At 64.5% G+C, this 21822-nt stretch carries 19 protein-coding genes; 6 read left to right on the forward strand and 13 right to left on the reverse strand.

Annotated features, from left to right (window positions below):
* Positions 1–107: 107 nt before the first annotated feature.
* Positions 108–1058, forward strand: a complete 951-nt coding sequence (locus SSA02_RS09750) for a S1/P1 nuclease (RefSeq protein WP_246103816.1) — start codon at positions 108–110, stop codon at positions 1056–1058.
* A gap of 72 nt (positions 1059–1130) precedes the next feature.
* Here the strand turns inward: SSA02_RS09750 and SSA02_RS09755 are convergent, their stop codons facing one another.
* Together SSA02_RS09755 and SSA02_RS09760 are read right to left on the reverse strand one after the other, a co-directional pair.
* The gene (locus tag SSA02_RS09755; protein ID WP_147093865.1) at positions 1131–2078 is read right to left on the reverse strand and encodes an aspartyl protease family protein; all 948 of its coding nucleotides are present in this window, start codon (positions 2076–2078) and stop codon (positions 1131–1133) included.
* Positions 2079–2081: 3 nt separating this feature from the next.
* Positions 2082–3017 carry a tyrosine recombinase XerC gene (locus tag SSA02_RS09760; protein WP_147093955.1) on the reverse strand — a complete coding sequence of 312 codons (936 nt, stop codon included), beginning with the start codon at positions 3015–3017 and terminating at the stop codon, positions 2082–2084.
* A gap of 95 nt (positions 3018–3112) precedes the next feature.
* Here SSA02_RS09760 and SSA02_RS09765 point away from each other — a divergent pair, with 95 nt between their 5' ends.
* Entirely contained in the window at positions 3113–5347 is a 2235-nt protein-coding gene (locus tag SSA02_RS09765) for a primosomal protein N' (RefSeq protein WP_147093866.1), read from the forward strand.
* A gap of 120 nt (positions 5348–5467) precedes the next feature.
* Here the strand turns inward: SSA02_RS09765 and SSA02_RS09770 are convergent, their stop codons facing one another.
* The 3 genes from SSA02_RS09770 to ykgO all read right to left on the reverse strand — a co-directional run bounded on the left by SSA02_RS09770 (position 5468) and on the right by ykgO (position 6653).
* Entirely contained in the window at positions 5468–5722 is a 255-nt protein-coding gene (locus SSA02_RS09770; RefSeq protein ID WP_147093867.1) for a hypothetical protein, read from the reverse strand.
* Between the two features lie 69 nt (positions 5723–5791).
* The gene (locus SSA02_RS09775; RefSeq protein WP_147093868.1) at positions 5792–6490 is read right to left on the reverse strand and encodes a tetratricopeptide repeat protein; all 699 of its coding nucleotides are present in this window, start codon (positions 6488–6490) and stop codon (positions 5792–5794) included.
* 37 nt (positions 6491–6527) lie between these two features.
* Positions 6528–6653: a type B 50S ribosomal protein L36 gene (ykgO, locus tag SSA02_RS09780; RefSeq protein ID WP_025886195.1), complete on the reverse strand. Its 126-nt coding sequence runs from the start codon at positions 6651–6653 to the stop codon at positions 6528–6530.
* Positions 6654–6774: 121 nt separating this feature from the next.
* Between ykgO and SSA02_RS09785 the strand changes: the two genes are divergently transcribed.
* Positions 6775–7224, forward strand: a complete 450-nt coding sequence (locus SSA02_RS09785) for a hypothetical protein (RefSeq protein WP_147093869.1) — start codon at positions 6775–6777, stop codon at positions 7222–7224.
* A 54-nt stretch (positions 7225–7278) separates the two neighbouring features.
* On the opposite strand, the gene SSA02_RS09790 is transcribed toward SSA02_RS09785, so the two are convergent.
* Positions 7279–8985 (reverse strand): S9 family peptidase, encoded by a 1707-nt coding sequence (locus SSA02_RS09790; RefSeq protein ID WP_147093870.1) that lies wholly within the window; start codon positions 8983–8985, stop codon positions 7279–7281.
* Positions 8986–9141: 156 nt separating this feature from the next.
* Here SSA02_RS09790 and SSA02_RS09795 point away from each other — a divergent pair, with 156 nt between their 5' ends.
* A complete protein-coding gene (locus tag SSA02_RS09795) occupies positions 9142–9675 on the forward strand; it encodes a DUF2501 domain-containing protein (RefSeq protein WP_147093871.1) in 534 nt (177 codons plus the stop codon).
* A 198-nt stretch (positions 9676–9873) separates the two neighbouring features.
* Here the strand turns inward: SSA02_RS09795 and mdoH are convergent, their stop codons facing one another.
* The 6 genes from mdoH to SSA02_RS09825 all read right to left on the reverse strand — a co-directional run bounded on the left by mdoH (position 9874) and on the right by SSA02_RS09825 (position 19374).
* Positions 9874–12051 (reverse strand): glucans biosynthesis glucosyltransferase MdoH, encoded by a 2178-nt coding sequence (gene mdoH, locus SSA02_RS09800; protein ID WP_147093872.1) that lies wholly within the window; start codon positions 12049–12051, stop codon positions 9874–9876.
* Positions 12027–13550 (reverse strand): glucan biosynthesis protein, encoded by a 1524-nt coding sequence (locus SSA02_RS09805; protein ID WP_147093873.1) that lies wholly within the window; start codon positions 13548–13550, stop codon positions 12027–12029. The genes mdoH and SSA02_RS09805 overlap by 25 nt, the downstream gene beginning before the upstream one ends.
* A 135-nt stretch (positions 13551–13685) precedes the next feature.
* Positions 13686–15149, reverse strand: coding sequence for a mannitol dehydrogenase family protein (locus tag SSA02_RS09810; RefSeq protein ID WP_147093874.1), 1464 nt, complete (start codon positions 15147–15149; stop codon positions 13686–13688).
* A 276-nt stretch (positions 15150–15425) separates the two neighbouring features.
* Positions 15426–16481 (reverse strand): FUSC family protein, encoded by a 1056-nt coding sequence (locus SSA02_RS09815; RefSeq protein ID WP_147093875.1) that lies wholly within the window; start codon positions 16479–16481, stop codon positions 15426–15428.
* Positions 16482–16484: 3 nt separating this feature from the next.
* The gene (locus tag SSA02_RS09820; protein WP_371859211.1) at positions 16485–18056 is read right to left on the reverse strand and encodes a Do family serine endopeptidase; all 1572 of its coding nucleotides are present in this window, start codon (positions 18054–18056) and stop codon (positions 16485–16487) included.
* Positions 18057–18105: 49 nt separating this feature from the next.
* A complete protein-coding gene (locus SSA02_RS09825) occupies positions 18106–19374 on the reverse strand; it encodes an OpgC family protein (RefSeq protein WP_246103817.1) in 1269 nt (422 codons plus the stop codon).
* Between the two features lie 144 nt (positions 19375–19518).
* Here SSA02_RS09825 and SSA02_RS09830 point away from each other — a divergent pair, with 144 nt between their 5' ends.
* Positions 19519–20658, forward strand: coding sequence for an Mrp/NBP35 family ATP-binding protein (locus tag SSA02_RS09830; RefSeq protein WP_147093877.1), 1140 nt, complete (start codon positions 19519–19521; stop codon positions 20656–20658).
* On the forward strand, positions 20655–20849 hold the full coding sequence (locus SSA02_RS09835) for a hypothetical protein (RefSeq protein ID WP_147093878.1): 195 nt from the start codon (positions 20655–20657) through the stop codon (positions 20847–20849). The genes SSA02_RS09830 and SSA02_RS09835 overlap by 4 nt, the downstream gene beginning before the upstream one ends.
* A gap of 130 nt (positions 20850–20979) precedes the next feature.
* Here SSA02_RS09835 and SSA02_RS09840 read toward each other — a convergent pair whose 3' ends face one another.
* Positions 20980–21666, reverse strand: a complete 687-nt coding sequence (locus tag SSA02_RS09840; protein ID WP_246103818.1) for a preprotein translocase subunit YajC — start codon at positions 21664–21666, stop codon at positions 20980–20982.
* Between the last annotated feature and the right edge of the window lie 156 nt (positions 21667–21822).

Genomic DNA, 21822 nt, shown 5'->3' on the forward strand with positions numbered 1-21822 from the left:
TGCATGCCGGGCCGCAGGGTGAGACGTGTCGGTTTCTCCCCCATGGAACGTTTCGAGGTCCGATGTCCGCGCTTTTCTTCCGATCCAGGCGTCTGTCCGGTGCCTTCATGGCACTCTCCTCCATCGGCCTGCTAGCGATGACGCCGCGCGAGGCGTTCGCCTGGGGGCCGTACGGCCATGCGATCGTGGCCGATATCGCGCAAAGCCGTCTCTCTCCCGAAGCCACGCACTCTGTGCAGGCGCTTCTCGCTCTCGAGCATTACCGGACGCTCGACCGGGTGGCCTCCTGGCCCGATACGATCGGGCATGTGCCGGTGGCGAAAGGCGGGCTGCCCCAGACGCTCCCCTGGCATTATGTCGATACCGACGTCGCTTTTTCGACCTATGACAAGGCGCGGGACTGTGCGGACGATATCTGCGTGACCGAGAAACTGCCCGAAATGGCGCATGTTCTGGCCGACCGGTCCGCTCCGGAGGCGAAACGGCTCGCTGCGCTCAAATGGATCGTGCATCTCGCAGGGGATCTTCATCAGCCGCTCCATGCCGCGGAGCGCGATCACGACAAGGGCGGCAATGCCGTAAAGGTCTCTTTCTTCGGCGATGACCGGAACGGTCACGAGAACCTGCATTCCCTGTGGGATGAGGGAATCATGGACCGGGCCCGTCATCTCGTGGTCGGGCCGCATTATACCATCGATTTCGCCCGCGCGCGTGCGGAGGCGGAGCGTCTCGACGCACAGATCACGCCCGGACAGGCAGCCTACTGGTCCTCCGGTCTGACGGAGGATCCGGGACGGGGGGCAGTCCGTGATGCGGTCGTGACCTGGACCAATGAAAGCCACGGTCTGGCCCGGACCGTGGCCTATGGGCTCCTGCCGGAAGGTGCGGGATCGGACGGCGCGGGGTCGCAAGGGCGCGAATTGTCTCTCGGAGAGACCTATAGCGACCGGACGCTCCCGGTTATCGAGACACGGCTCGAACAGGCGGGGGTGCGTCTCGCTGCCCTTCTCAACCGCGTGTTTTCGAAGCCCGGCCCGGTTTCCGGCCCGACCCCCTGATCGAGGCGTTTTCCCCGGGGGGCGTTCGCGGCTCCGGCTCCCCGATAGCTGCCCGGGCACGCCGGATCGTTATCAGCGCACCCAGATCTGCCCTGCGCTGAACGAAACCCATATGTCGTGCTGGGCGAACCAGTCGGCGCCGAGCAGCATATCGGCGCTGTCGCGCAGATCGGAGACCGTGAGGACGGGATCCTTCCAGACGGGGTTTCCCGTGCCGGTATCCGGCCCCGCCTTCGAGGTGCGAAGATGCAGGGCGTGGAATTCATGCCAGTGATACCAGCGGGCATTCAGATCGACCCCGCTCGTGACGCCACCGGGATCGCGCGCCAGAACGGCATCGGTTATGCCCATGGCATTGGCGAAGCGGCGTGCGAGGATATGCGAGCGCGCACCGCTATCGAGAAGAGCCACCCCATCATGGCCGTCGAGCGTGAAGGCAACCGTCAGGCGCGTTCCCTCACGACGTGTCGCCAGGGCCGTATATCCGGCGGGCCAGGCGGGAGAAGCCGTGCAGCGGTCTCCCGGGGGCGCGGGTTTCCAGAGACGGAGCCGCCCATGGGGCACGTCGAATTCCACATCGTAGCGATGGAGGAGATCCACCCCCATGAGCCCGGCGATCGGGGGTGTCAGAGACGGGACACCGGGCAATCCGCCCAGGGGGATCGCCCGGGATCCCATGGGCACGGGGCCGAGGGCGAGTGCCTGCACGCGCATGTTCGGCGCGAGCTGGCCGCGCCCGTTCGGCCCCTGGATGACCGTGGCGTGGTCGGGATCCGGCGTCAGATGCAGGGCGCCTGCCGCTTCGGGCGTGATCAGACTCCCCTCCGAGCCGGTATCGAGAATGAACCGCGCCTGCCGTCCGTCCAGAACCACCGGTGCGTTGAGAAACAGGGCGTCGTTATGAAGGGGAAGATCGGCCACATGGACCGGGGGCGTACAGGGGCTCGCATGCGCGACCGTCCCGTGAAGCAGCACGCCGAGGCAGAAACTGGCAAGCGCAAGGGGGACAGGGCGCGGCATCGGTCATTTCCTTGCGCGAGGGTGGGCCTGCCAGACGGCAAGGAGATGGCGTTCATCGGCCAGGGTATAGGCCTGGGTTGTAGAAAGGCTGGCATGGCCGAGGAGTTCCTGAATGGCTCTCAGATCGGCACCGCCCTCGAGGAGATGCGTCGCGAAGGAATGACGCAGCGCATGGGGGGTGGCGCTCGGATCGAGCCCGCTCTGGTCGCGCCATGTCTGCATGACCCGGCGCGCCACGGCTGGCTGGAGCCTCTTGCCCCGCAGGCCGACGAAGAGCGGGGCATCGGGTGCGGGGCACGGATGAGCGCGACGCCATGTCTGCAGAATGGCGAGTACGGCGGGCAGAAGAGGCACGAGGCGCTCCTTGCCGCCTTTTCCCACGACGCGCAGGGTGCCCTCCGATGCCCGGTCGAGATCGCGCAGGTCGAGGGCGAGAGCCTCGCCGATACGCAGCCCTGCACCGTAGAGCAGGGTGAACAGGGCTTCGTCGCGCAGGGCGCCGAGCGGGTCATGGGCGAGGGCGGCCATCTCCGTCGGTGCCGCGCGGGCGATATCGCTGGCGATGGGGCGTGGCAGACGCTTGCGCGTTTTCGGCGGTGTCAGCTGGCGCAGGGCGCTGGCGCTCACCCCGTGTCGCAAGGAGAGAAACTGGAAAAAGGAGCGCATCGCCGAGACGCGGCGCGCGCGCGACCGGGCCTGGCCGTCGCGCGAGCCTTGCGATCGCTCCGAGCGCTGCGCGTCATGGGCGAGCCACGCCCGGAAATCGGCTGTCCGCAACGCGGCAAGGGCTGCGAGATCCGGTTCCTGCCCCAGATGCTCCGTCAGGAAGGCGAGCGCCATGACGACATCGTTGCGATAGGCGGCGATCGTGTTGGGACGCGCCCGCCGCTCGAGACCCAGCCAGTCGAGCCATCCGGACAGGCATTCATGCATCTGCATGTCGGGCATCCACTCGGGCATCCGCTCGGGCATCCGCATGACGAGACGTCCTGTCTCGGGTAAGAACGACGTTCGATAGGAGAAGCGCGACGAGCATGACGCAAGAGAGCTTAGAGAAGCGGCGAGAGAAAGGCGAGAGAGCCGAGAGGATCGCCGTGCTCCTTCCTCTGCCTTTTCCCACCGCCCTAGACTATCTCGCGCCCGAAGGGGCCGTATCGCCCGGAGATCTCGTCCAGGTGCCGCTCGGCAAACGTCAGGAAACGGGCTGCGTCTGGGATCGCGAGAGCGATGTTCCCGCCGATTTTGCGCCGGTTCCGGCACGGGAAGTGGCGCGCACGCGGCTCAAGCCCATATCGGGCAAACTCGACATGCCAGCGCTTCCAGGCGATCTGCGTCGTTTCATCGCCTGGCTCGCGGCCTATACCCTGACACCGCCGGGGCTCGTCCTGGCGATGGCGATCCGCGCCCGACATACCAAACCCCCCCGTGTCGTGCATGGCTGGGTGCGCGGTACGGAAGCGACCGAAGGGCTGCGCATGACCGAAGCCCGTCAACGGGTGATGGCCGCACTCGGTCCGCATCCTGCAACGACCGCGTCCCTGGCCGAACGGGCGGGTGTGTCGGACGCCGTGATCAGGGGACTGGCCGCAGCCGGTGCGCTGCGCGAAGAGGTCGTGACATGCGATCCCCTCTTCGGGACGCCCGATCCGGATTTCGACCGGCCGCGCCTGTCGCCGGAGCAGGGAGAGGCCGCGCATGAACTCTCCTCAGCGGTGCGGGAGGGCGGGTTTGCGACCATCCTGCTCGAGGGCGTGACGGGATCGGGCAAGACGGAGGTCTATTTCGAGGCAGTGGCCCAATGTCTGGCGCAGGGGCGGCAGTGCCTCGTCCTCCTCCCAGAGATCGCCCTCTCCACCCAGTGGACCGACCGGTTTGCGAGACGGTTCGGCGTGCAGCCGGCTCTCTGGCATTCGGAGCTGGGAGGCAGGAAGAAGCGCGAGACCTGGTATGCCATCGCTGCGGGGCGGGCCCAGGTCGTCGTGGGCGCGCGCTCGGCGCTCTTTCTTCCTTTTCCGGCGCTCGGCCTCGTCATTGTCGACGAGGAGCACGAAAGCGCGTTCAAACAGGAAGAGGGCGTCACCTATCACGGCCGGGACATGGCGATCGTCCGGGCGCGTCTTGCCGGGATCCCCGTCATACTCGTTTCGGCGACACCCAGTCTGGAGACGCTCACCAATGTGGAGGCCGGGCGGTACCGGCACGTCGTCCTCCACGGTCGGCACGGGGCGGCGACCCTGCCGCGCGTCGCGCTGATCGACATGCGCAAGGCCCCGCCGGAACGCGGGCAGTTTCTCTCTCCCGCGCTGCTCGGGGCCATGCGCGAGACGCTCGCCCGTCAGGATCAGGCGATGCTGTTTCTCAACAGGCGGGGTTACGCCCCCCTGACCCTGTGCCGGAGCTGCGGGCATCGCATGGAATGTCCGAATTGCTCGGCCTGGCTCGTCGAGCATCGCGCAAGGCAGATCCTGACCTGTCATCATTGCGGGCATCACGAACCCCTCCCGCATAGCTGCCCGTCCTGCGCGGCGGAGGCCAGTCTCGTGCCCATCGGGCCCGGAATCGAGCGGGTTCACGAGGAGGTCAGGCATCATTTTCCCGAGGCGCGCATTCTCGTCATGGCCTCGGATACGCTGGGTTCGCCCTCCGCTACGGCTGAGGCCGTCAGACAGATTGCGGCGCGCGAGGTCGATCTGATCGTCGGGACGCAGATCGTCGCCAAGGGCTGGCATTTTCCCGATCTCACGCTTGTGGGCGTCGTCGATGCCGATCTCGGTCTGGGAGGAGGCGATCTGCGCGCGGCCGAGCGCACGGTGCAGCTTCTGCATCAGGTAGGAGGGCGTGCGGGGCGTGCCGAGAAACCGGGGCAGGTCCTGCTTCAGAGCTATCTCGGCGATCATCCCGTCATGCAGGCGCTCGTCTCGAACGATTACCAGGCTTTCATGGCGCAGGAGGCGGCCCAGCGGAAACCGGGCTTCTGGCCGCCCTATGGGAGACTGGCCGCCCTGATCGTCAGTGCGGATACGGCTGAGGCCGCCGACGGGCTTGCCGGTCGCATCGGGGCGAGGGCGCCCGATCTGCCCGGCATACAGGTGCTCGGCCCCGCACCGGCCCCGCTCGCGATTCTGCGCGGGAGACATCGCAGGCGCCTGCTGTTGCGCACGAGGCGAAACGTCGCGGTGCAGCCCATCCTGCGAAACTGGCTCGAGGGGCTGAAACTCACCACCCATGAACGGGTGGATATCGATATCGATCCCATCTCGTTCCTCTGAACGTCTCCCTTGAACGTCTTCCTGCGCGCTCATGCGCATCATGGCCCGTTCCGGAAAAGAAAAAGGCGCCCGGGAGGGCGCCTTTCCGTCGGCCGGTCAGGCCGCTTCAGGGGCCTTTTTTCAGGCCGTCTCGTCCTTGCGCCCGGGGCGGATGGCCTTGATGACGAAGGTCGCGATGGCGATCACGGCCAGAAGGTGCTGGATATGGGGGCGGATCTTCTTCGGGCCGAACATGCCGAGAAAGGTCAGGCCGCCCATGATGGCTTCTTTGGTCTGCGGCCTGGCCGTACAGCACATCTTGCTGATGCAACAGCCCTTTTTCTCCTGACCGGGTGCGGTCAACTCGGTCACCTTGGCCTTTTTCTTGCTGAACATGAGGGTCTCCTGTTTCTTCACACTCTATCAAACAATGGAATCGCGGCAGAGTTGAGACGATTACGCGCTTTATATGGGACGTCCATCCAGGGTCGCCTGCAGGGTCGTGATCCGCTTCCGGATGTCATGAGCCTGCGGATCCACGACGAGCACCTGTCGCGCCGCCGATAACGCTGCCCCGATATCGTGGCGTTCTTCCTCCACCTGGGAAAGCAGCCGCCACGAGAGGGGGTCGTCCGCATCCATCTGCAGGGCGACGCCAAGATCGCTGATCGCGCCCTCGAAATCGCCGGCAGCATAGCGGATCCGTGCGCGGGCGCGCCGGATGAACGCCCTGTCGGGCTGGAGAACGACAGCACTCGCAAGCGCAGCCTCGGCCTTGCGATAGTCATGCGTCTTGAGGAAGGCGTCGGCCTTCTCGAGCAGGAGCCGCGTGGCGGGTGTGAGGTGTCTCTGACGCAGTGTCTCTGCCCGTCGTTCGAGGGCACGGGCTTCCGAAGGCGTTTTCGCCTCGCGCAATGCCTTGCTGACCTGCTGGAGGGTCTTGAGGCTTCTGGAGGGTGTGGCAGAGGATGTGCCGGAGGATGCATCCGGGGACGCGTCCGGAGACGTACCGCGGGATGGGTGCGCAGCGCCGGGACGATCGCTCCCGGGCAGGCCGGATCGGGTCGATGGCGCAGCATTCGCGGTCGAAACGACAAAAGCCGCGCTGCCAAGAAGCAGACACGGCTTTGTGACGGCCCGGATCCGGGCCGCGACCTGCGTCAAAACGGGGGGTACCCTCCGTTCCGGCATCGGGCAGAAATCAGCCCTGACGTGCCTTCATGCGCGGGTTCTTCTTGTTGATGACATAGACGCGCCCGCGGCGACGGACGACGCGGCAATCCTTGTCGCGGATCTTGGCGGATTTGAGGCTATTGCGAATCTTCATGATATCTGCTTCCCGGGCCATGCATGACGAACGGGCGTCGCGCCCGCGAGAGGTGGTCGGAATACTCATCGTCCTCGTCAGAGTCAACTCCTACAGTCAGCGCCTCGCATGAAGAATGCCCGTGGGACGCGGTTTTTCGATCATGGTCAAATCCGTCGATCCCCCTTATCTTCCCGATATGAAGACAATCCTGCCCGCGCTTTTCGGTCTGGCGATCCTTGTGCCGCTCTCCGCACAGGCAGCCTCGCATCCCAGGAACGATCCGGCTTCCGTGCTCAACCGGATTCTCGCCGTGCTCCAGGCCGATCCGGATTCGGCCAGCGATTCCTGCGTCGAGGCGCTCAAGGAACTGCACAAGACCCAGAAGATCGTGGCCGATATGGACACGGACAACGCGAACCAGAATGCCGCGGTCGCCCGCGACGTGCTCGAATCCGATTTCGACGAGACGATCGAGGTTTGCGGAACGGATGCGAGAACCCTGTGTCGCACCAAGGCGGAGACCCTGCCGAAGCTTCCCGCTCTGTGTCTGGCCATCCGTCATCGCCCCGTTGCGGACGATGCGGACTGACCTCCCGGCTCCGCCGAGCCTCTGTACCAGGCCCCGGCCCGGAATTCCTCCCGCTCAGGAGTCGCTGCGGGAGTCCTCGTTCTGGCTCCTCTCTGCCAAGTTCCTTTCTGCCGGGCTGTTCTCTTCTCCGCCATCTGCGAGGGGGCGGCGGTTCATGGCCCAGATCGCGAAAGCCTGAACATAGGCGACTTCTTCCAGACGTTTGAAGCGCCCCGACGATCCGCCATGCCCGGCATCCATGTTGATCCGGCACAGAAAGGGACCGCCTGTCGCGATCTCGCGGAGTCTGGCGATCCATTTCGCAGGCTCCCAGTATGTCACGCGCGGATCGGACAATCCGCCCATGGCCAGTACGGGCGGGTATGAGACCGGACGGATGCCGTCATAAGGGGAGTATCCCGCGATCAGATCGTAGGCTGCGGGATCCTCGAGCGGATTGCCCCATTCGGGCCATTCCGGGGGTGTCAGCGGGAGCGTGTCGTCCGACATGGTGTTCAGCACGTCGACGAACGGGACCTGAGCGGCGATCCCGGCAAAAAGCCCGGGCTCCATATTGGCGACGGCACCCATGAGAAGCCCGCCGGCAGAGCCGCCATGGGCGACGATACGCCCCTCTCGGCCATAACCTGCCTCGGCCAGACGATGGCCGCACCGGATGAAATCCGTAAAGCTGTTCGGCTTCTGCGTGCCGCGACCCTGCAGGAACCAGTTCCAGCCCTTTTCGGATCCGCCGCGGATATGGGCGACGGCATGGATCCAGCCCCGATCGACAAGGCTCAGTATGGCGGTGCTGAACCCCGCATCCATCGAGATGCCGTAGGAGCCATAGCCATAGAGAAGAAGAGGCGCCGTGCCATCGCAGGGCGTCTCGCGCCGTTTCAGCACGGTGATGGGAATTTCGGCCCCGTCATCGGCGATGGCGAACAGGCGTCGCGTTTCATAGAGCGCCGGGTCGTGACCTGACGGGACGTCCCGGATCTTGCGCAGGCTCTGCTCGCCCGTGGAGGTGTCGACATCGTACCAGTGCGCCGGAGTGGTCGGCGATTCGTAGATATAGCGCAGGATCGGCGCATCATATTCCAGAAAACCGAGAAGAGAGAGATCGAAGGCCTCTTCCTTCATGCCTATGGTCCGGGCGACGGCCCTGAGGTCGCCTTCGGCGTCCGAAGCGACACTGTGGATCTCGATATTGCCGTCCGTTCTCTCGGCCCAGGCAAGCTGCGTCCGGCTGGTCGAGACGCCCAGAAGGAAGCGACCCGGAACATGCGGCAGGAAGGGTTGCCAGTTCTCGCGCGCGGTCCTGTTCTCAGGCGTCTGCATGAGCTTGAAATCGACGGCCCCCTCGCTGTTGGTCTGGATGATGAACCGGTCGTTCCAGTGGGTCAGGGAATAGCGCTCGCCGCGTCTGAGGGGGGAGGCGCTGACCGGGTTGCGCGTGGGATCCTCTGCCGGGATCAGCAGGGTCTCGTTCGTATCGTGGTCGCCCCGCTCGATAAGGATCCAGCGCCGCGACGCCGAGACCGAGATCGACAGGAAGAAACCGGGATCCGCCTCGTCATGGACGAGCGTGTCTTCGCCCCCGGTCAGGGCACGGCGATAGATGCGCGATGGCCGCCCGTTGTCATCCCGGTAGATCCAGAAGATCCAGCGCGAGTCCGGAGAGAGGGCGAAGCTCCCTGCGGTGCTTTCGATCGGCGGGGCGCAGAGGGCACCGGTCGAGAGATCGATCGTATGGATCCTGTAGACCTCCGATCCCTGCACGTCCTCTGTTTCGCCAGTAGAATAAACCCGATCTCCCTCCGGAAGTTACAGACATACATGGTCTTGCTCCGGTCGAAAGACCGCAGGCGAACCGATGTCCCTTCATGCCGTGCCTCTCGGGGGCGCGCGTTTTCTTCAGGTTGAGGATTGTTCGAAATGCAGTCTCGTATTCTCCGGGGCATGACCGCCCTGTGCGGCCTCGCTCTCGTCACCGGTGTCGCCCATGCGCAGCAGGCGCCCACTCCGGCGGTCCCCCCCGGCACGCAGTCCACGGCAATGCCTGCCGGTTCCGTGCCTGTGCATCGCGAGGGGGCTCCGCATGCCGCGACCGACATGATGCAGGCCGTCGGCGGCAGTGCTGTCAGCAATACGGTCTCGACCGCAGCGACCCCGGGCGTGCTGGATCATTACGGTCTGCCGTCGCTCGATGCTGCCAGGGCAGGCAATCTGGCCGGTCTGGCCAGCTACTGCGTGCGCAATCATCTCGTGCACGGCACGACCCTGCGTGTTGTGGGGCGCAAGCTCGCCATGCGTCCGGATGTGAAGAACGACCAGTATTACTCGCTTGGTGGCAAGGGACTTCTCCAGACCAGCTCCAACGTCCCCTTCGACGTCTCGAGCCTCGATCTGAGCCATCGGACGCAGCTTTGCGCCCAGGTCGGTCAGGTCGGCCAGAAGTTCATCAAGTAAGCCACGAGCGCGCAAGCCCGACGGATACGGGGCGGCTTCGTCCGGATGCGGGCGAAGCGGGTCACAGCGTTTCGTGTCAGGCAGTGCTGCAACGCAAGAAGGCCAGCCCCCGGGGGCTGGCCTTTTTCGTCGCTCTGGCTGCAAACGGATCGCGCGCGGCCTCTGGCCAGAGACGGGACCGGACGGCGGGACGCCGCTCTAGCCGGGCAGGGCGAGGATCAGGTCGACACCCTCTTTGGTGCAGAGAACAGCCGCCTTTTCCTGCCGGGTGAGAACGGCGAGCGCGTCCGGAACGGAAGGGGCCTCGCGCAGTTTGAGAAGGCCGACGAGAAGATTGGGGTCGATGGCCGATCCGGGTTTGCGCGGTGCAGGCAGGGTGCGGCAGTGTTCCGCCAGAAGAAGCGGACTTGCGCGCAAAGCGGCAAAGGCCTCTCCGGGGGCGTCATCGGGCATGGCCTCCTTTTCGGCGCGGCGCAGATCGTTTTCGGTCGCGAGCCGGAGGATGGGAGGCAGGGCCGTTTCTTCCGGGATCAGGAGGAGGTTCCAGCTCTTGAGCCAGAGGCCCACCTCCCGGCTGGCCGTCAGGGCCGCCAGGGGAATGGCCAGAGCCAGGCCGACGAGGACCGGTGTCATCCACAAAAAGAGCGAGAAGGAGACCGACCACGCCGCAGCCGCCATCACCGTGCCGAATGCGGTATAGATCCAGTATCCGTGGGCGATCTCGCGCAGCGACACGCGCCCGTCATCGCGATTCTGGGCGTTCCATCCCGAATCCCGGCCGCGCAGGATGGAGAGCACGCCCGAACTGTGGATCAGCATGGCGATCGGCGCGATAAGCCCGCCGATCAGGGTTTCGAGCAGGATCGACATCGCAAGGCGGAAGGCACCGCCACAGCCGCGTAGCGTGACGCGGTCGAAAAGGGCGGCGATGAAGGCCAGCGCCTTGGGCGCCAGGAGAATCGCCATGGTGCCGATGAACACGTATTTCGCCTGAACCGGGTCGACCTGCGGCCAGTGCGGATAGAGCGTCTTGGTCTCGCCGAAATATTCCGGCCTGTCGAAATGCGATTGCAGCGAGATCAGGATGCCGAACATCAGGAACAGCAGCCAGAGCGGCGAGGTGATATAGGCGCCGATGCCCACCATCATGTGCATGCGGCTGACCCAGTGCAGACCGCGCGAGAGGACGATCTTGCCGTGCTGCAGATTGCCCTGGCACCAGCGTCGATCCCGTATGGCCACATCCGTCAGCGATGGCGGGCTCTCCTCATAGGACCCGAACAGGCCGGGCACCATGTGAATGGCCCATCCGCCCCGTCTCATCAGGGCTGCCTCGACGAAATCGTGACTCATGATCCCGCCACCGAAGGGTTTGCGCCCGGGAAGATGAGGCAGCCCCGCCTGTTCGGCAAAGGCGCGTGTCCGGATGACGGCGTTGTGACCCCAGTAATTGCCTTCCGAACCGTGCCACCAGGCGATGCCGTGAGCGATGAGCGGGCCATAGACACGCCCGGCGAATTGCTGCATGCGCGCGAAAAGGGTCTTCCCGCCGATGATCACGGGAAGGGTCTGGATGAGCGCGACCTTCTCGTGACGCTCCATGGCCGAAACGATCCGGACGATCAGCCCCCCATCCATGACGGAATCGGCATCGAGGGTGAGCATCTGCTGATAGGCGCCGCCGAAACGTTTGACCCATTCCTCGAGATTCCCCGATTTGCGGTCGATATTCTTCTGCCTGCGCCGGTAGAAGATCCGCCCCTGGCCGTGCACTACCTCGACGAAATCGAGATAGGCGCGCTCCTCGCGGATCCAGACATCGGGGTCTGTAGTGTCGGAAAGCAGGAAGATATCGAATGCATCGATCCGGCCCGTACGGACCAGGGAATCGTGAATGGCGCGCAACCCGACGAGGACCCGGTCGGGGTCCTCGTTATAGGTGGGCATGAGAATGGCCGTGCGTGTCGCCAGATCGGGCAGCGGCCCCTCCCGCGCGATACCGAGGCCGAGTCCGCCCTGGCGCAAGACCGAGACGAAGCCTGCGAGAGACGAGGTGAAGGAGAGGGAGATCCACGCGCCGAGAATGACGAACAGCGCGAGCACGATCAGCCCGAGCGTGGAGACGCCCATGCTGTTGAGCACCCGGTTCATCTCGAATGCGCCCCAGGCCGTCAGCACGACGGCGCCGCCGATCACGGCGAGACGACGCAGCCATAGCAGAGGGGGCGTGGTCGGAGGATGACGGTCGCGACCGAAGGTCTCAGGCCGCTGACGCAGATTTTGCGTCGGCATGGCCAGAGGGGCGTCGGCGGGCAGGAAATCGAAAGGGGCGACCTTTGCGGAAAGCGTGCTCACGGCGTCCAACGATACATCCATTTTTCGGAAATCGGTCCCTGCTCGTTGGCGAGCTGGCATTGCAGCTCGGCCAGCTTGGCATTGCCCGGATAGAATTCGAAGGTGGTCCGCCAGCCCTTGATGTTGGGATTGGGCTCCACCACCACGTTCTTGATCGTTCCGGCAGATGACTGCGGCAGAAGATGGAAGGCGGCATTCGGGGGCAGGTTCTCGAAAGGCTTGCCCGTGAAATCGATGACGAACATGCGGCCATCCGCATGGTCGGTCACGGCGCCGACACGGGTTGCGCCGATCCGTGCCAGATCGGTCGGCCAAGGCGTGTCCCACCCCCAGTACATACGATAGGTATAGGCGTATTCATGCCCTTCCTGCATCGGCTGCTTCGGTCGCCAGAAGGACACGATATTGTCGTTGACTTCATTGGGGGTCGGGATCTCGACCAGATCGACGGCACCTTCGCCCCAATCGCCGATCGGTTCGATCCATAGCGAGGGACGTTTCTCGTAATTCAGCGCCAGATCCTCGAAATCGTGGAAGGCCCTGCGGCGCTGCATCAGACCGAAACCGTGCGGGCTCGCATCCTGGAACGCCGAGAACTGGAGATCGACGGGATTGTTGAGCGGACGATAGAGCTGGGCGCCGGTACCCGTCCACATCTGGAGCGCTTCGCTGTCATGGGCGGCAGGGCGCCAGTCATCCACATGATTGCGGTTGTTGGAATCGAAATAGAACATGCCGGTCAGAGCTGCGATCCCGCCCTGGCTGATATCGGTGCGCGGGTAGAACGTCGTCTGGACATCGAAGACGGTGGTCGCTCCCGGACGGATGGTGAAGCGGAAGGCACCCACGACCGAAGGGCTGTCCATGAGGGCGTGAATGACCACAGAATCGACGCCGGGCTTCGGCTTTTCGAGCCAGAATTCGCGGAAGAGGGCGAATTCCTCTCCCTTCGGATCGCCGGTCCCATCGGCAAATCCCCGAGCGGAGAGACCGTAATTCTGACCCTTGGCAACGGCGCGGAAATAGGAGGCGCCCAGAAAGACGGCGCATTCCTCCATGACATTGGGGGTGTTGATCGCATTGCGCAGGCGCAGACCGGAGAAGCCGAGATCGTCGGTCACGCGCAGCATGGGATCGGGATAGGTGAACATGTCGGGATCGTAGGGAATCGGGGTCGACGCCCCGTCCACGACCTCGTTCATCAGAATGCGGGGGCGATAGAGAAACCCGCGCGGAAAGAACTCCACATCGAAGGCGAGATTGTCGCCATGCCACAGCGCACGGTCTTCCTTGAAGGCAATGCCCCGGAACTGGTCGAAGCTCAGATTGTCGATGGCACTCGGCAGCGATTGCGGCGGCGCCTTGTAGGCCGATTTCGAGAGCTTCTGGGCGATCAGGCGTACGGTATTATTGTCGAATGGCGTGGTCTGGGCGGCGGGTGGCGCCGCTGCCCTTGCTACCTTGCCGGCCCCCAGTAGTGAGAGGCCGGCACCGAGTTTGACGAGATCGCGACGCAGCACTGTGACTATCTCCGGCAAGCCCGGTAAAATACCGGGCGAAATCTGATTTTCCTAACGCCCATAGGTTACTTTGGGACACAGAAAAACCTGCCTGCCTCAGAAATCTGTCACGAGTGCGGCTTTCGCCCGCTCATTTCAGACGGGCAGCGCCGCCTTGACGCCTTTTTCCCGGATGATCTTGCGCAGTTCGATCACTTTCGCGTCAAGCTCGGCATGGTCGAGGTTCTGCCAGCCATCGAAAGCCGGAAGCGAGAGCGCCGTTTCGAAATCGTCGCTCCGGGCGGTCTTCCAGGTTGCATCCGTGAAGGTCGGCTCGATCGGCTCGTAGCTTTCGCCCTTCTCGTTCTTGCCGCGCAGCATTTCGAGATAGGCCGCAAGACCATAGGCCACACGGTCGAGATCCCGCCCGTCCGAAAGCAGGTTGCGGATCGTCGCCGTCCAGAACACCTGGACCTTCGATGCGCCATCGCTGCCGATCCGCAGGTTCTGGTCTGCCATGGCAGGGTTCGAGAACCGGGAAATGACCGATTTCTTGTACTCCTGCAGATCTTCCCCGGGAGCGGCCTTGAGCGTGGGAATGACATCCGTGTCGAGATAGGTCTCGACCAGCTTGCGCAGGTCGGGATCGCTGATCGACTCGTCGATATGCTCGTAACCGAGCAGAAGGCCGGAGAAGGCGAGGAAGATGTGGGACGCGTTCAGCATCCTGATCTTCATGTATTCGTAATCGGTCACGTCATCGACCATCTGCACGCCGACCTTTTCGAGATCGGGCCTGCCATCGGCGAAATCGTCCTCGATCACCCATTGGGTGAAATCCTCTGCGACCAGGGGAAGCAGATCGTCGAGGCCGCTTTCACGGTTCAGCCTCTCTGCGATGGCAGGGGAAACCGTCGGTGTGATGCGATCGACCATCGCATTGGGGAATGTCGCGTTTTCCTCGATCCATTTCGCCAGCTCCGGATCGCGGGCGCGGGCATAGCCGAGGAACGCCTTGCGGGCGACGTTGCCGTTATGGCGCAGATTGTCGCAGGACATGATGGTGAACGCCTTGTGTCCCGCATCGCGACGACGGCGCAGCGCCTCGACCACATAGCCGAACACGGTTGCCGGTTCCCCGGGGTTGGCGAGGTCCTTCCTGACGGCTTCGTTCCCGAGATCGAATTCCTCGGTCTTCTCGTCGATATTGTATCCTCCTTCCGTGATCGTCATCGAGACGATCCGGATCGAGGGGTCGGACAGGCGCTCGAGGACCGTCTCGCAGCCCTGGGAGGCGAGGAGGTAGTCGCGCAGGGCGCCGTTGATGCTGCGCTTGCTCTCGCCGGAGGGCGCCGTCTCGGTGAGGGAGAACAGGCAATCCTGCTTCCTGAAATCCTCGGCCTTCTTTCTGGAACGCTCGCCGAAGGTCAGGCCGACCCCGATGATTCCCCAATCCTGCTGGCCCGGAAGTGCGAGTACCTTGTTGATGTAATAGGCCTCATGCGCGCGGAAGAAGTTACCGACACCGAAATGCACGATTCCGGGCTTGATGTCGTCGAGATCGTAGGACGGACCGGCGACGCCGTCGGGCAGGGTCTTCAGGGTCTCACGGGTGATCATAGGCTCAAATCCCTCGTTATTGGTTCAGGCTTCTCTTTTCCCGGCCCGACCGATGCCCCCGGCTTGCAGGGCCAGAGGGCAGAAGCGCCGGTATCGCGAACGGACATGTCGCTCCTCCCAGGCTGGAGTTCGGCCCGGCAGGAGTTCGGCCCGGCAGAAGATCCGGACAACGAACCCGTGCATACGGGCCGTCGCGGGCGGGAAACGGGGCTGTTCTCCCCCGGTCAACGTCCGGACCATGTCCCGGGTTCACGGCAATGTCATCCCCTCTGCGGGTTAATTACCGATCATCTCCCGCAGATCCCTGGCGCGGCTTTCGGGCTTGCTCATGAGAACATCGGTCGCGCGTCGCAGATCCTGACGCAGCAGGGAGATGACGAAATGCATCTCCGGCAGGGCATCCTGACCCAGGGTCGGCAGAGCGCTGAGCACGTCTTCACGTCCGGGGCGTTCCGGGTTTCCCGTCGCCTTGCCCGAGGCGTGGATCTCGCATCGTCGTGCAAGTGCGCGATAGGCGTGACTCAGACCGGTATGCAGACCGGCCACGCCGGAAAACCCGCCCCGGTCCTTTCCCGCGTTGATCGCCCTTGCGACGAGCATGGTATCGCTGAGCATGCGCCGCATCAGGGCGGGCAGAACGCTGAGGATCGGATGACGCTTCTCGAGCAGACCCCAGTTTTCCCGATAGGCTTCCGCCACGCATTCGTTCAGGGTGATGAGATTGCGGGCGCAGTGATCGTTGCGCTTCTCGAGGTCGTTCCAGATCTCTTCCCGGCGCAGGGCTGCCTGCAGGAGATCGTCCATTTCGCGGAACATCCGCGCGGCCACGAGAAACCCCCGCCTGCGGGCATTGGCATGCAACACGACGAAGGACACGACGAGCGAGACCAGAACGCCGAGAAAGATGGCGGTGAGGCGTTCGGTCAGCGGCCAGTAGGGATTGCTGCCCCGCGACGGAAGCAGATAGACGATCATGAGGGTCACACCGGCGAAACGGAGCGACGGGCGCACCGCAGCCAGATAGGCCAGAGGCAGCAGAGCCACGGCGAAGACCGGCCAGTAAAAGCCCAGGATCAGGCGCGCAGTGATGGCCAGCGTGCCGATGACGGCGCCGAGAAGCGTGCCGACGATCTGGTCGCGTGCGGTCGAGACGGTCTGGTCGATGCTCGATTGCGTGACGATGAGCGCCGTGATCAGCGCCCAGATCGTTTCATCCAGACCCAGAGAGATGCCTATCCCCCAGCAGAGCCCGACAGCGACGAGCGTGCGGACCATCTGCCTCCAGGGCGCTTCTCCGTCTGCCCGGATCTGAAGCAGAGCGGTAAAGCGCATCGCTCAGTCTCCCGAAAGCGGCAGAGGCACCCAGCGCAACCCGTCCTGCCCCTGTACAAGCAGCAGAACCGTATGTTTCTTCTGTGCGCGTGCGCGCGCGAGTTCCTTTGAAAGGGCCTCTGGCGCATTCACGGCGATCTGCTGCACTTCCGTCACCACGTCGCCCGGCTGGAGGCCCCGCGTATCGGCAGGACCGTCCTGCGTCACATCGGTCACCACGACGCCTCTCTGGGAGTCGGACAATCCGTATTTCGTGCGGTTCGCATCGTCGATGGCCGCAAAGGTCACGCCGAGATCCGCCAGGGCGAGCGTGCTCGGCCCTTTGGTCTTCTCGGGGGTGGGCGGCATGTCGGGCGCCTCGGGAGAGGCCTTGACCGTCACGAGGGCCTCGCGCGTCTTTCCCTTGCGCCACAGACCGAAACGCGCCCGGGTGCCGGGTGCGATCTCTGCCACCAGACGCGGCAGGGCATGGCCGTCGATCGGCTTGCCGTCGAGCGAGAGAATGACGTCGCCCGTCTTCATCCCGGCCGCCGATGCCGGTCCCTTGGGATCGACGGTCGCGATCATGGCGCCCTTCTCGGGTTTGAGGCCGATGCTGTCCGCAATCTCGTGCGTGACATTCTGTACCCGGACCCCGATCCAGCCGCGCGAGACATGGCCGTCACGACGCAGCTGCTCGATGACGCCGCGCGCATCATTGGCCGGAATGGCGAAGCCGATACCGATGGAGCCGCCGCTCGAGCTGTAGATGGCGGTGTTGATGCCGATGACCTGACCGTCGAGATCGAAGAGCGGCCCGCCCGAATTGCCGCGATTGATGGACGCGTCGGTCTGGATGTAGTCGTCGTAGAGCCCGTGATTGATATCGCGCCCCCGGGAGGAAACGATCCCGTTCGTGACCGTGCCGGACAGGCCGAACGGGTTGCCGATGGCGAGCACGCGATCGCCGACGCGCGCCTTGTCGCTGTCGCCGAAGGCAACGGTCGGGAACGGGGCCTTGCCGTCGATCTTGATGACGGCAAGGTCGGTCCGGCTGTCGCGACCGACGATTCTGGCGGGGAGTACCGTACCGTCCTGAAGGGTGACCGAGACCTTGTCGGCATCCTTGATGACGTGATTGTTGGTGACGATGAAGCCGTCCGGCGAGATGATGAAGCCGGAACCGAGTGCCTGCATCTTGCGGGGTGGCCCCGAAGGGGTGGGGCGACGGTTCATGTAGTCGTGGAAGAATTTTTCCATCGGCGAGCCGGGCGGAAACTGGGGAACCTGCGGCCCGTCTTCCGGGCTCGCATCCGGCCCGTCATCGTCGTCGTCGCTTTCGCCCGGTTTCAGCGTGGCGGAAATCGAGATGTTCACGACAGCAGGGAGCAGTCTGGCAGCCAGATCGGCATAGCTGTCCGGCGCGGCATGGACGGCACGTGCCGCCGGAGGCGAGATCGCGGGCTCGGCCAGGGCGCGCGGTGCCAAAGCGTATGGTGCCAGAGCCGATGGTGCCAGAGCGTAGGACGCCAGAGCGCACGGTGTCAGAACGCATAGTGTCCGGGCGAGCGGCGCGGCCGACAGACAGCTTCCCATAAGGGCGGCGAGAACGGAGCGGTGTTTCATGATGCCACGCTAACGCACTTCATGGGTTTGCGTCACCTGTCTCCGCGGGGCCATGCTCCGACGGGCCATCCGGGCCAGATGCCTTGCTGGCCTCTGCCTCGGCCCGGGCCTGCGCGCGCGTTTCTCCGGCCATGAGAGCGGCCTGGCGGCGATGACCGTCGAGCCAGTAGGCGAGCCCGTACACGCCAAGGAAACCGGAGAGATTGACCAGGATCTGGATGGCCCAGCCTGCGCCGAAATTGTTCATGACCAGCCGGGCGAACAGGTCGAGAATGGTCCCGAGGCTGAAAACCTCGAGGGAGTGACGACCGAGCATGGCGAGGCCCTGACCGATTCGTGTCTCGGAAAGCCGGGTCGCGGTCGAAGAGGATTGGACGAGAACGAGGATCGCCAGCGCCTCGACCCAGCGCCAGAGCGCGAGATCGGATTTGTCCGCATGGGGGATGACGTCGATCGGCCGGAGGCTCGGCAGGTTCCAGACGTCATAGGGGAAGCATTCCAGCGCACCGAAGACGAGATAGGCGCCCGCAGCGAGACGCGCCCAGAGGGGGCCGGGCAGATTGCCCCCCCGCTTGCCTGCCATGACCGCCGCCAGCATTCCCATGGTGAAGATGAACTGCCAGGCGAAGGGGTTGAAATACCATCCGTCGGGATCGAGCCAGTTGGGCAGGTTGAGCGTGGGATCGCTGTTGATCAGCAGCCAGAGCGCTGCGCTGCATCCGGCCAGAAGCCAAGGCGAGCATGTCCAGAGGAAGACGAGAAGCGGCAAAGCCAGAAGCAGGACGATATAAAGGGGCAGGATGTTCAGATTGCTCGGCAGGGCCTCGAGCGTCAGGACATGCCAGATCCAGTCATGCCCGTGTGCCAGCTCGGGCTCGAGAAAATCCACGGGAACCGGCAGGAAATGCCGCCATTGCCGGATGGTGACGACCGAGACGAGCAGCATGACCATCTGGAAGAGGTAGAGCCGCCAGCACCGGCGCAGGATACGCTCGATACCGACAAGCCATCCCCCGTCCGGCGGCCCGCGCAGGATGAGGCGTCCATAGGCGAGCCAGGACGCATAACCGGCGAGGAGCACGAAGATCTCGGCCGCATCGGCAAATCCGAAATTGCGCAGGGTGAACCGGTTGAGAACGTCCTGAGGGGCATGATCGGCAAGCATCATGAGCAGCGCGATGCCGCGCAACGCGTCGATACGGTGGTCGCGCCGCTTCCGTCTTGTGGGTGTCTCCGCCCCCCCGGAGGGGGGGGAGCCCATGGGAACTCCGGTTCTGGCCTCGCTCATGTCCTGCCTCGTTCTCCTGACCGGCCACCCCCTGCCGGGGGGACATCGTTGCGTCGGCTCATACGCGCTCATGCCTGTGCGATCCACTTCCCGCCATGCTAGACCGGAGGATCACGGACCGGCCCCGTCTGCCAGAGGACAAACATGACCGATTTTGACAAACCCGCCAACGAGACCGATCAGCGCCGGATTCTCGAGACGCTCAGCCTGGTCAAGGATGATGCCGGGACCTCCAACGTCCTGAATTTCGCCTCTCTGGAGGGGGTCGCGGTGCGTGACGGTCACGCGCATGTGTCCCTTGCCACCTCGCGGGAGAATGCGGCCCGGATCGAACCCATGCGGTCGCGTCTCGAAGCGGCGCTCGCCAGCCTGCCGGGGATATCGCGGGCGACGCTCGTGCTGACGGCCCATCGCGCGCCGGGAGCCGCCCAGCCCCAGGGGCACCGGCCGTTCCGGCTCGACCAGCCTGCAAACAGCCCGGGCCATCCGCAGCCGACCCGACCGGATGGCAAGGCCCTGCCCCAGGTGCGCGCCATCATCGCGGTGGCCTCGGGCAAGGGAGGGGTCGGCAAATCCACCACGGCGGTCAATCTGGCAGCCGGTCTGGCGCAGCTCGGGCTCCGTACGGGGATGCTGGATGCGGATATCTACGGTCCCTCGCTGCCGCGTATGCTCGGGCATTCGGCAAAACCCGCCCTTGAAAACGGCAAGATCATCCCGGTCGAAGCCTGGGGCATGCACGCGATGTCGATCGGTTTTCTGGTGGACGAGCAGCAGGCCATGATCTGGCGCGGTCCCATGGTCATGGGGGCGATCGGACAGTTTCTGGCCGATGTGGCATGGCCCGAACTCGACGTGCTCGTCATCGACATGCCCCCCGGGACGGGTGACGCGCAACTGACCATCGCGCAGAAACTCAGCCTTCGCGGTGCGGTCATCGTCTCCACCCCGCAGGATATCGCCCTGCTCGACGCCCGCAGGGGGCTGGCCATGTTCGAGCGCATGAACGTGCCGCTTCTCGGTGTGGTCGAGAACATGTCCTATTTCTGCTGTCCGAACTGCAACCATCGTACGGAGCTGTTCGGCCATGGCGGCGCGCGGGACGAGGCAGAAAAGGCGGGGGTGCCTTTCCTCGGCGAGATCCCGCTGCTGACGGATATCCGCATGAGTGCCGATGCCGGAACGCCGATCATTCTCTCGGCGCCGGAGAGCGAGGCGGCCCATGCCTATACGCGCCTTGCCCGCTCGGTCGCAGACAGTCTCAGGCTGGGGGCGGGCGCATGAGGCGGTTTGCGCGCCTCATCGTCCTGGCATCGGGGGTCGGTCTTGCGGTATCCGGTTGTGCCGGTCACGCGGTGAAGCATCGTGGCTATGCGGCGGATGGCTATGGCGTGATCGACGACTCGCCCCATCTGCCGCCGCCTTCCGGATTGTGGCAGCACGCCCCCCGGACACCCGCCCCCCACGTGGAGTAACGTGCCGGAACCGGTTCTCCGGACTATCCGCTCCCGCCCCGGGCAGTATTCCGGCCAGCGATATTCCGGCCAGCGTTATCCGGGCCAGCGTTATCCGGGCGGGTGTTGTTCGCGCTGGCGATGTCCTTTCTCAGGGGCCGGGTGCGGGTTTCGCCGCTGCTTTCGGCGTCTCCTGGGTGCCTGCCTTTTCCGTCACCGAGACATCGCCGTTGATCGTCCTGTTCAGTACGGAGAACGACACGGCGTCCATGGTGGTCACGTCCACCTGATCTCCGACCTTGAGGCTCGGGAGAAGGGCCTGCATCGCTTTCTTGCGGATCGTCACCGTGCGGGTGATGTCCGAAGGATCGATGAACGTCACCTTGTGGGCAGCAGGATCGACCGCGAGAATGCGGACGCGCTCACGCTGGAAGGAGACCATCGTGCCATGAGGATGACGGCGCGCGTAACCTCTGGCCGAGGAGACGGTCGATTCCGGCTGGGGCGATCCGGGCGTGGCGATATCGGCGGCCATGGTCTGGAAGAAACGCAGGCTGATCCGGTCGCCCGGTTCGAGGCGCGGCAGGTCGCGGGCGTCGCGTGGAATAGTGAGCGTGATCAGACCGCCTTTCCGGTCGCGAAGCAGGACCATGCGTGTCTGGGCATCGACGGTCTCCACCGTGGCGGTGGTGGTCTGGTTGCCCGTGATGACGGCCTGCGCGAAAGCGGGAGAGGAAGGGATCGCACCGCCTGCAACCGCCAGGGAAAGGGCGGCCAGTGCGGGGCGCAGGAAGGGGCCGGTCCAGCGTCCGGCCTTGCGCTGTGTGCTCGAAACCATGGGAGCGTTCTCGTCCTTCTGGGATGGTTGTTCGATCGGAGGCAGGGAAATCCCTCTGCCCTGGGCGTCTCTGCGGCCCCGCCGACAGGCTGCCTCATGTCCGGCCTCATGAAAAGAGCCTCGCTGTACGGCCCCTCCCTGTGATCCTGCTTCCTG

The organism is Swaminathania salitolerans, from assembly GCF_007988945.1.
GTDB classification, from domain to species: domain Bacteria; phylum Pseudomonadota; class Alphaproteobacteria; order Acetobacterales; family Acetobacteraceae; genus Swaminathania; species Swaminathania salitolerans.

Coding starts and splice junctions, on each gene's coding strand:
- SSA02_RS09770 (WP_147093867.1), bottom strand. CDS start 5,722: ATGTTCAGCAAGAAAAAGGCCAAGGTGACCGAGTTGACCGCACCCGGT.
- SSA02_RS09810 (WP_147093874.1), bottom strand. CDS start 15,149: ATGATCACCCGTGAGACCCTGAAGACCCTGCCCGACGGCGTCGCCGGT.
- SSA02_RS09815 (WP_147093875.1), bottom strand. CDS start 16,481: ATGCGCTTTACCGCTCTGCTTCAGATCCGGGCAGACGGAGAAGCGCCC.
- SSA02_RS09750 (WP_246103816.1), top strand. CDS start 108: ATGGCACTCTCCTCCATCGGCCTGCTAGCGATGACGCCGCGCGAGGCG.
- SSA02_RS09830 (WP_147093877.1), top strand. CDS start 19,519: ATGACCGATTTTGACAAACCCGCCAACGAGACCGATCAGCGCCGGATT.
- SSA02_RS09795 (WP_147093871.1), top strand. CDS start 9,142: ATGCAGTCTCGTATTCTCCGGGGCATGACCGCCCTGTGCGGCCTCGCT.
- SSA02_RS09760 (WP_147093955.1), bottom strand. CDS start 3,017: ATGCAGATGCATGAATGCCTGTCCGGATGGCTCGACTGGCTGGGTCTC.
- SSA02_RS09820 (WP_371859211.1), bottom strand. CDS start 18,056: ATGGGAAGCTGTCTGTCGGCCGCGCCGCTCGCCCGGACACTATGCGTT.
- ykgO (WP_025886195.1), bottom strand. CDS start 6,653: ATGAAGATTCGCAATAGCCTCAAATCCGCCAAGATCCGCGACAAGGAT.
- SSA02_RS09755 (WP_147093865.1), bottom strand. CDS start 2,078: ATGCCGCGCCCTGTCCCCCTTGCGCTTGCCAGTTTCTGCCTCGGCGTG.
- SSA02_RS09835 (WP_147093878.1), top strand. CDS start 20,655: ATGAGGCGGTTTGCGCGCCTCATCGTCCTGGCATCGGGGGTCGGTCTT.
- mdoH (WP_147093872.1), bottom strand. CDS start 12,051: ATGGATGTATCGTTGGACGCCGTGAGCACGCTTTCCGCAAAGGTCGCC.
- SSA02_RS09825 (WP_246103817.1), bottom strand. CDS start 19,374: ATGAGCGAGGCCAGAACCGGAGTTCCCATGGGCTCCCCCCCCTCCGGG.
- SSA02_RS09765 (WP_147093866.1), top strand. CDS start 3,113: ATGACGCAAGAGAGCTTAGAGAAGCGGCGAGAGAAAGGCGAGAGAGCC.
- SSA02_RS09840 (WP_246103818.1), bottom strand. CDS start 21,666: ATGGTTTCGAGCACACAGCGCAAGGCCGGACGCTGGACCGGCCCCTTC.